This is a genomic window from uncultured Thermosynechococcus sp., assembly GCF_938074695.1.
Lineage (GTDB): Bacteria > Cyanobacteriota > Cyanobacteriia > Thermosynechococcales > Thermosynechococcaceae > Thermosynechococcus.
On record NZ_CALJEM010000074.1, the window covers coordinates 1 to 8,035 of the forward strand.

At 54.3% G+C, this 8,035-nt stretch carries 10 protein-coding genes and 1 tRNA gene; 5 read left to right on the forward strand and 6 right to left on the reverse strand.

Translation table 11 applies throughout. The features are described 5' to 3' along the window. From Q0683_RS10245 to Q0683_RS10265, 5 genes are all read right to left on the reverse strand, one after another. Positions 1-1,177, reverse strand: a 1,177-nt coding sequence (locus tag Q0683_RS10245) for an OB-fold nucleic acid binding domain-containing protein (RefSeq protein WP_298977572.1), incomplete at its 3' end; no start/stop codon positions are given. A 27-nt stretch (positions 1,178-1,204) separates the two neighbouring features. Further along, the gene (locus Q0683_RS10250) at positions 1,205-1,843 is read right to left on the reverse strand and encodes a hypothetical protein (RefSeq protein WP_298977573.1); all 639 of its coding nucleotides are present in this window, start codon (positions 1,841-1,843) and stop codon (positions 1,205-1,207) included. Next, positions 1,840-2,241 (reverse strand): HI0074 family nucleotidyltransferase substrate-binding subunit, encoded by a 402-nt coding sequence (locus tag Q0683_RS10255; RefSeq protein ID WP_298977575.1) that lies wholly within the window; start codon positions 2,239-2,241, stop codon positions 1,840-1,842. Before Q0683_RS10255 ends, Q0683_RS10250 begins: the two co-directional genes overlap by 4 nt. Next, a complete protein-coding gene (locus Q0683_RS10260) occupies positions 2,217-2,528 on the reverse strand; it encodes a nucleotidyltransferase family protein (RefSeq protein ID WP_298614161.1) in 312 nt (103 codons plus the stop codon). The genes Q0683_RS10255 and Q0683_RS10260 overlap by 25 nt, the downstream gene beginning before the upstream one ends. 18 nt (positions 2,529-2,546) lie before the next feature. Next, positions 2,547-3,092 carry an Npun_F5560 family protein gene (locus Q0683_RS10265; RefSeq protein ID WP_298614163.1) on the reverse strand — a complete coding sequence of 182 codons (546 nt, stop codon included), beginning with the start codon at positions 3,090-3,092 and terminating at the stop codon, positions 2,547-2,549. A 59-nt stretch (positions 3,093-3,151) separates the two neighbouring features. On the opposite strand from Q0683_RS10265, the gene rsmH reads away from it, so the two are divergent. From rsmH to Q0683_RS10290, 5 genes are all read left to right on the forward strand, one after another. Next, positions 3,152-4,024 carry a 16S rRNA (cytosine(1402)-N(4))-methyltransferase RsmH gene (gene rsmH, locus Q0683_RS10270; protein ID WP_298614165.1) on the forward strand — a complete coding sequence of 291 codons (873 nt, stop codon included), beginning with the start codon at positions 3,152-3,154 and terminating at the stop codon, positions 4,022-4,024. Between the two features lie 88 nt (positions 4,025-4,112). After that, entirely contained in the window at positions 4,113-4,553 is a 441-nt protein-coding gene (locus Q0683_RS10275; RefSeq protein WP_298614168.1) for a hypothetical protein, read from the forward strand. Positions 4,554-4,558: 5 nt separating this feature from the next. Then, entirely contained in the window at positions 4,559-6,325 is a 1,767-nt protein-coding gene (locus Q0683_RS10280; RefSeq protein ID WP_298614170.1) for a penicillin-binding protein 2, read from the forward strand. Between the two features lie 24 nt (positions 6,326-6,349). Then, a complete protein-coding gene (psbP, locus tag Q0683_RS10285; protein WP_298614172.1) occupies positions 6,350-6,901 on the forward strand; it encodes a photosystem II reaction center PsbP in 552 nt (183 codons plus the stop codon). 10 nt (positions 6,902-6,911) lie between these two features. Further along, a tRNA-Ala gene (locus tag Q0683_RS10290) sits at positions 6,912-6,984 on the forward strand. Between the two features lie 219 nt (positions 6,985-7,203). Here Q0683_RS10290 and Q0683_RS10295 read toward each other — a convergent pair. Beyond that, positions 7,204-7,830 (reverse strand): hypothetical protein, encoded by a 627-nt coding sequence (locus tag Q0683_RS10295; RefSeq protein ID WP_298614174.1) that lies wholly within the window; start codon positions 7,828-7,830, stop codon positions 7,204-7,206. Between the last annotated feature and the right edge of the window lie 205 nt (positions 7,831-8,035).

Below are 8,035 nucleotides of genomic sequence, written 5' to 3' on the forward strand. Positions count from 1 at the left end.
GCACCTTGGGCATCTCTCCCGCCTGTTGTTTGAGCACCTCCGAGAGGCGATTTTGGGCTTGAAGGTCCCCTGCCTGTTCCACGGGTAAATTCACCAGCACTAGTTTCACCTCTTCAAGGGGTTCGGCATCTTCAATCAGCAGTTGGGGGCGATCGTCGCGTATCTCCAGCGTTCCCCACAGCAACAGCCGCCGATCGGGCTGCAATCGTCCATGAATGCGCTCGTAGGCTTTAGGAAAAACCACTGCTTCTGCCTGACCCGTGAGGTCTTCCAATTGGACAATGGCCATCCGCTCGCCGCGCTTGGTGGTAATGGGCTTAAGTCCCGTCAGCAGGGCAATCACACTTACCATCCCTTGACTCGTGGGCTGTTCGAGATCCGCCAAGCTAAGGGGGGCAATCATGGCCGCGGGTCGGTGAATATCCTTAAGGGGATGGTTCGACACATAAAATCCCAGCAGCTCTTTCTCTTGGCGAAGCTTTTCGGCATCCGGTAAATCATCAACCGGGGGTGCACTGGGCGCTGATTCATTGCTGGAGCCACCTGCCAGCATATCGAAGAGATTCACTTGCCCCACCGCCCGATCTTTGGCGCGTGCCTGCGCCCACTCCAAGACGAGAGGTAAATCCTGCATCAGTTGGTTGCGGTTGCGCTGGGGATGGAGACTATCCATGGCACCACAGGCAATGAGGGATTCAAGGGCACGGCGGTTGAGAATGCGACTATCCAGAATCCGTTCACAAAAATCCGCCAAACTTTGAAAGGCACCCCCTTTTGCCCGTGCCTGTAAAATGGCCTCAATCAGTCCCTGACCGACATTGCGCACTGCTGACAGACCAAAAAGAATTTTGTCCCCCACCGGCGTAAAGTCAATATCCGAGCGATTCACATCGGGGGGCAGCACCTCAATCCCCATGCTGAGGCAGGTGGCAATATAGCGCTGTACCTTGTCTTGGTCGCCACTGTTGGCCGTCAGCAGCGCCGCCATATACTCAACAGGAAAGTTGGCCTTGAGAAAGGCGGTTTGGTATGTCACATAGCCATAGGCTGTGGAGTGAGACTTGTTAAAGCAATTGGCGGCGATCGCTCCATTGGCCAAGAGAAAATTGTGATCGCCGGCTAAACCAATATCATAGACCGCTTGCCAACCCACTAGGGACCGGCCAACTATCTTCACGTTTCAGGTGTCCCAACACTGCGCTCTCTATTCTAATCGTCGTACGGTGTCGCGAGCAGGAATGCGCAGATCCCGCAATGGTATCCCCCTTAAACACCGGTAGTGAGCCGTCAACCAATCGGGAGTTTGCACACCAATACTCGCCAGAGCGGCCACCGTTGGAAAAGGCCACAGCCGTTCAAAGATCACTTCTCCTTGCCAGTCAAATTGCAGAAAATAGCAGCCTACAGGTGCTTGCAACTGATCTAGAAGTCGTCGTCCGAGGGCATAGAGGGTTTGTCGCTGGCGATCGCTGGCATGGATTGGTAACTGCCATGTCCCTTCAATACAGCCAATAATTTCGCCAAAGAGCGTCCCTTTTGCCGTTTGCGCCAGTGGTAACTGGTAGAGACCCCCTGTGCCAGTTTGTATCCCCCACCGGGAGACCAAGGCAGTTAAGGATTGACACTGCTGCCAAAGGTCAGGCGCCAAGGGTGCCCAATGGGTGAGGCTATAGTCCAGGATCTGCGGTTGGGGAGCGATCGCGATCGGGGCATCGAGGGGACAGACGGCAATCTCGGCACTGTCCTGACACTGTTGCAGCAGGGGTACCACTTGGGTCACCACTTGATCCGCAGATAGTTCGGCTTCCCTTGCCTGTGCCGCACACCAAATCCGTATTTTCAATCCTCCAATCCTCCTGCTGCGAGGGCAGCCAACCAGCGATCCATCAGCATGGCGTGCTGGGCTAGCCGCGAGAAAATCGCATCTGCCAAGGTCTCATTGTAGGTGTGGACGGTCAAGTTGCTATCGTCTACCATTTTTAGCGCTAAACGGCCTTCCTCTGGAGTAAGTAAGCCAACGGCCAAGCAAGCACGGATTACTCCCTTCGGTGAGGCGATGTCTAATCCTTCGCGTTCCCGTAGATATAGCTGTGCTACTTTCCAGACTGCTTCTAGGGTGTATTCAAATCGCTGAATTGCAGCATCACGAATAATCGTATCTGTGCGCTCACCCAACGGCAGTTCTTGCAAAGTAGCCAGCGCTTTTTGGGCAACTACTAATCGTTCCCTGAGCCGATCCACTCAATTCCCTCTGCAATCACTCGCGATCGAAAGTCGGCAGACACTTCTGATAAATCCACAACATCGACCGGATAGATCAAATTAGACATCTCTAGGTGCTCCCGCAACTCACTCAACAGCCCCACGGGCAGTGGTGCAAGAGGCAAAATCCCCACATCTAAGTCAGAGCTTTGGCGGAGAGTACCACGGGCGGCTGAGCCGAATAAATAGACCTTGACGGGAAGCCCTGTAAAAAAGTCTTCTAGTATTTTTTTGAGTTCCCGCAGATCTTCGTTGGCAGCGGTCACGTTTTGATTCCTGTTTACCTAGATATTAAAGCTGGGAATCAAGCCAACGCGGGCAGGTTGTAGTGGAGGTAATCCCTGCTGTTGTTGCTGGCGGGCTTGGGCGGCCAAGAGGGTTTGCAGATTCCGCAGTTCGGCACGCAGTTGGGCGTTTTCTTTTTCAAGGTTTTCAATCTTAAGTTTAACTTGACCGAGCCGCTCGCTGAATTTTTGCCGATAGACTTCGGGCATTTCTTGAATGACGCGCTCTAGCATCTGGTTGCGATCGCTCAATTCAATCACTTGAGCTTTCAAGTCATTCATTTGCGCTTCGCGGCTTTGTGCCTGCTGCTGGTAGGCCAGAATCTGCTCCTGATAGGCCGTGATTTGTGCTTCCACCTGCTGCACCTGTGCTTGCAGCAACTTCAGGGCTTCGGCATTGGCGGCCTCGGCTTTGCGAGCTTGGTAAAAACGCACAAATAACTCAGGATGCTGCACCATGAGTTGATAGAGTTCCTCTGAGAGTTGCTGCACGAGTTGATCCCGTATCAGCAGTTCGTCGGCTAAGTTGAAGGAAGTATCGTTCACGGCGGCGACTCTCCAAGGGACTGTGCTGTGGCAAATTCTACGCTGCTTCTGATCCGCTCATGCAAGATTTGGCATTTTCCACCTACCATCAACCGGTGCTGGCAACCGCAGTCCTTGCGGCTCTCCAACCCAAGGCCGGGGGGCTGTACCTGGATGCAACGGTAGGAGGGGGTGGACACACGGCACTTTTATTACGGGCGGAGCCGACCTGTCGCGTACTGGCAATCGATCAGGACCCGATGGCTTTGGCGGCGGCTCAGGAGTTCCTTGCTCCTTTTGGCGATCGCGTCCAGTTTTGGCAAGGCAACTTTGCCGATCTGGTTGTGGCTGAACCGATGTTTGATGGCATTCTCGCCGATTTGGGAGTCAGTTCTGCCCAGTTGGATCGCCCAGAGCGGGGCTTTAGTTTTCGCTTTGATGCCCCCCTCGATATGCGCATGAATCCCCATAACCCTTTGACAGCCGCAACGGTCATCAACCACTACAGTGAGCAAGAACTGGCGGATATTTTCTATGAGTATGGAGAAGAACGCTTTGCCCGCCGCATTGCTCGCCAGATTGTTGCCCAGCGCCCCCTCCATAGCACCCGAGAACTGGCACGGTTGGTTGCCCACTGCCTCAGGGCTTCTCCCCGGCAACGCATTCATCCCGCCACGCGGGTTTTTCAGGCTTTGCGGATCTATGTGAACCAAGAGCTAGCGGTGCTTGACCAATTTTTGGCGCGATCGCCCCACTGGTTAAAGCCCGCAGGACGCATTGCCGTTATTAGCTTCCATAGCTTAGAGGATCGCCGCGTAAAGCAGGCGTGGCGTGCCCATCCCCTCTTGGAGGTCGTGACTCGTAAACCCATTGTGGCCGATGCAGCGGAAGTTGCCCTCAACCCGCGATCGCGATCAGCAAAGCTGCGAATTGCAGCGCGTACTTCTGCATGAATTGTCCGAATGATGGTTTATTTATGGGTATCTTTACAGTGGGTCCTAATCTTTTAGGGTAATAAATTGCTGAGGAGTGCTGGAGTCTATGGTTGCTGCCCCTAAATTCAAATCCCGATTGATTCCCCAATCATCGCCAACGCTGACGGAAATTCGGCCACTCCCCAAGCCACAGATGCCCCTTTGGCAGAAAACTTTGCTGGGGATTCAATGGGTTTCCGGGGTGGCGGCCACCGGTGCCCTCGTGGCTGTCCTTCCTCTCTATGGTTGGTCAGCCCTCTGTGAGCAGCAGTGGAGTCGAGCCTATGACCGCTTGGAAACCCTAAAACGGCAAGAGCGAGAGCTACTCGTGAGCAATGAAACCCTACGCTATCGGGTGACGCAGCAAGTGCAACAGGCTCCCCAAGGCCTTGTGCCCCAAACGCCGCAACATATTCTTTTTGTGCCCAAGGAGGGCAAGATTACTGCCAAAACACATTTTGAGCGGCCACCTGTGACGACACCACCTCAGCGCACTGTCAATTACTGACCGGTATGACGACGGCTCGCCCCCAAAACCAATCCTTGCCACCCTTGCGGGTTGGCCTGATCTTTGGCTTTTTACTCCTGGGGATGGGAAGCGTGGTTGCCCGCCTAGTTTATTTGCAAGTGGTGCAGGCAGAAACCTTGGCGGCACGGGCACAGCAACAACAACGGCACTACACCCCGCCAACCTTGGCACGCTACCCAATTACTGATCGCCGGGAGACGGTTGTTGCCCTAGATCGGCCGGTGTTTACCCTTTTTGCCCATCCGATTCAATTCAAAGTGGAGCGATCAGCAATCGCCCGCGATCTAGGGCCTTTACTTAAGCAATCTCCAGAGCAACTGTTGGCCAAATTCAGCACCTATCCTACGGGCGTCCCCATAGCCTACGACATTGACGAGGACACTGCTGCCAAAATTCGTGCCCTCAACTACGATGGCCTAGAACTCAACCAAGCGTGGCAGCGTATTTATCCTCAGCAGGAGTTGATGGCAGGTGTGGTGGGCTATGTGGATCGAGAGCACCAAGGCCAAGCGGGAATTGAGTTTAGTCAAAACGAATTTCTCCAGGTTCCCCATAGCCGCCAGCTCCTCTCCATGACTGCCCTGGGGCAGTGGTTGCCGGCCCTTGCCCCTGTGGATCCACGCGCTTTGAGTCAGGGATACCATGTGCGCCTTACGATTGATAGTCGTTTGCAACAAACGGCACGTCAAGCCCTGCAACAGCAGTTACGCAAATTTAATGCCAAACGGGGCACGGTGATTGTCCTAGAGGTAAAAACCGGGGCACTGCGAGCATTGGTCTCAGAGCCTTCCTACGATCCCAATTATTACTATCGTGCTGATCCAGCCCTGTTTCGCAACTGGGCGGTGTCGGATCTCTATGAGCCGGGATCAACCTTTAAGCCCATCAACGTTGCGATCGCCCTTGAACTCAATGCCATTACTCCAGAGACAGTGCTGCCGGACGAAGGGCGAATTTTTGTCGGTGGCTGGCCGATTCAAAATAATGACTACAGTCAACGCGGGGGGCGAGGGGCGCTGACGATCCCGCAGGTTTTGGCTTACTCCAGCAATGTGGCGATGGTACACATGATGAGCCGCATTCCAGCCCGCCACTACTATCGCTACTTGCATCGCTTGGGACTGACCGAGAAGGTAGGCAGTGATCTCCCCTTTGAAACGGCTGCCCAATTAAAGCCGCCGGAGCAATTTATGAATTACCCCATTGAACCGGCAACGACGGCCTTTGGCCAAGGGTTTTCCCTGACGCCTCTGCACCTAGTGCAACTGCTGGGGGCGATCGCCAATGGGGGGGAGATGGTTACTCCCCATGTCATTGATGGCCTCTACGATGAAAATGGCCAACTGCAAAAACGCCTTAAACAACGCCCCCCTCGGCGGGTTTTTTCACAGCGCACCAGTCAGGCGGTGATCAAAATGCTCGGAGAAGTTGTGCGCTCTGGCACCGGCAAGACGGCTCAGATTCGCGGCTATCGCTTGGGGGGCAAAACGGGGACAGCGCAAAAGGCAATTGGCGGTACCTATGGCAATTTGCGTATTACCAGCTTTGTTGCTGTCTTTCCCCTAGAGCAGCCGCAGTACGTGATTTTGGCGGTGGTGGATGAACCCAAGGGGGATGATGCCTATGGCTCAACGGTGGCGATTCCCATTGTGCGCGCAGTTACGGAATCCCTGATTACGATTGAGGGTATCCCCCCCTCCCATCCAGAGGAATTGCGGCACGTCGCTGCACCCGCTTCGGTGTCACAATAGGGAAAAACAGCGCAAAAGGACGGTATGATTCAACGATTTTTTGCCACAGCGTTGGCCATTCTTGCGGTTTTGCTGGGGGGCTGTTCGGTCACCAGTGGACTACAGGCCTATGTGGATAGCTACGATGGTTATCAATTTCTCTACCCGCGTGGCTGGGTACAGGTACAAGTTGAAGACCCGGTGGATGTGGTCTTTCACGACATTATTGAGACGACTGAAAACGTCAGCGTTGTTGTTAATCCTGTGTCGAGCACAAAGTCCCTTGAGGAATTGGGGTCACCGGAGGAGGTGGGCGATCGCCTGCTGCGGAATATCATTGCCCCCGGTGAAAGCGGGCGCAGTTCTGCTCTAATTTCCGCTAGCTCCCAAAAGGTTGATGATAAGACCTACTATATTCTGGAGTATGCTGTTACCCTGCCGGGAGATAGGGACAATGCTCAGCAGCGGCACAATTTGTCGAGTATTGTGGTGAGCCGCGGTAAGGTCTATACCTTGAGTGTGTCAGCTCCAGAAGAGCGCTGGCCCAAGGTGGAAGACCAATTTAAGACCATTGTGTCCTCGTTTACTGTATATTAAAAGAAGAATTGGGGAGTTAGCTCAGTTGGTAGAGCGTCGCGATCGCACCGCGAAGGTCAGGGATTCGAGTTCCCTACTCTCCATACCTTTACGCCGTTATTGTTTCAATTCATAACTGCTGAAGTCCCCCTTGGCGAGAGGTATTGAGCCAACGAGGAGGGGTGGACTCGTTGCAATGGAGCCACGGGGCAATTTGTGGACGGCTGTGGACAAGCCCTTTCAATCCTTGGCTCCCTGAGGGGGGCAGCACCTATGTCATCTTGGCTAGGGGGTGATGCAAGTCCCCGATGATTTTTTTGATGTTAGCGAAGTCCTGGGGTTGGAAACATTACGGGAATATTGGGATTGACCCAAACTTGACAGGCGAGTTCACTACTGGGTGGGAAAAACGGAATTGGGTTGCCTGCGGCATCGGTGACTTCTGGCAGATATTCAAAGGGTAGGGCATCAAATTGACAGGTGTAGGCGCCATAAATGATCTGTCGGCGATCGCCCCAAGGGCGCGCTACGCGATTGCGCAGGATCAACTGATAGCCAAAGCTACGACTGGCATTGCCCAACTGGTAAATCAAGGCAAACCGCTGTAAATAGGGCAGGCGTCCCCAAGCAGAAGGGGAGACAAAGGCTTCAATTCTACCCCCTGGCGTCCCTCTTGCTGGAAAGGCCTGCCAGCCTTGAACGACCTTGTCACCCAGCTGCTGCACTGCCCACCACAGACTGGGTACCGTTAAGCCCACTGCTGAGGGTTGCTCGCTGACCACAACCTGCTTTTCATTGACCGGCAGCGCGATCGCCGCTGCAACTGCCGGTGGTAACTCTTCTGGGGGAGTATTGGCAGCCGTTTTGAGGGGAGGCAACATCCATAGCGCGATCGCCCCCACCGCACTCAACCATCGGCCACTGAACTTGGGAGGGGATAGCGTTCTCATTTACCTTGAGTGATGAGGGAACTTACACCGTTCTGCAATACCTATGCAAATCTAGCCATTACTCGCTAAGACCCCTACGGGGCTGCTTGCTTCCTGCTTCACCGAGGCCGGTTTCGCTGCTACCGTCTGGTAGCGGCCAGCGCCTTCCTCTCCACAGGCTTCACATCCGGCGGAACTCGCCGTAGAGCGTCCATCAGCCAAGATA

What these genes read in the sequence shown, in the direction of transcription:
- rsmH (WP_298614165.1), top strand. Translation starts at nt 3,152, where the DNA reads ATGCAAGATTTGGCATTTTCCACCTACCATCAACCGGTGCTGGCAACC.
- psbP (WP_298614172.1), top strand. Translation starts at nt 6,350, where the DNA reads ATGATTCAACGATTTTTTGCCACAGCGTTGGCCATTCTTGCGGTTTTG.
- Q0683_RS10275 (WP_298614168.1), top strand. Translation starts at nt 4,113, where the DNA reads ATGGTTGCTGCCCCTAAATTCAAATCCCGATTGATTCCCCAATCATCG.
- Q0683_RS10280 (WP_298614170.1), top strand. Translation starts at nt 4,559, where the DNA reads ATGACGACGGCTCGCCCCCAAAACCAATCCTTGCCACCCTTGCGGGTT.
- Q0683_RS10295 (WP_298614174.1), bottom strand. Translation starts at nt 7,830, where the DNA reads ATGAGAACGCTATCCCCTCCCAAGTTCAGTGGCCGATGGTTGAGTGCG.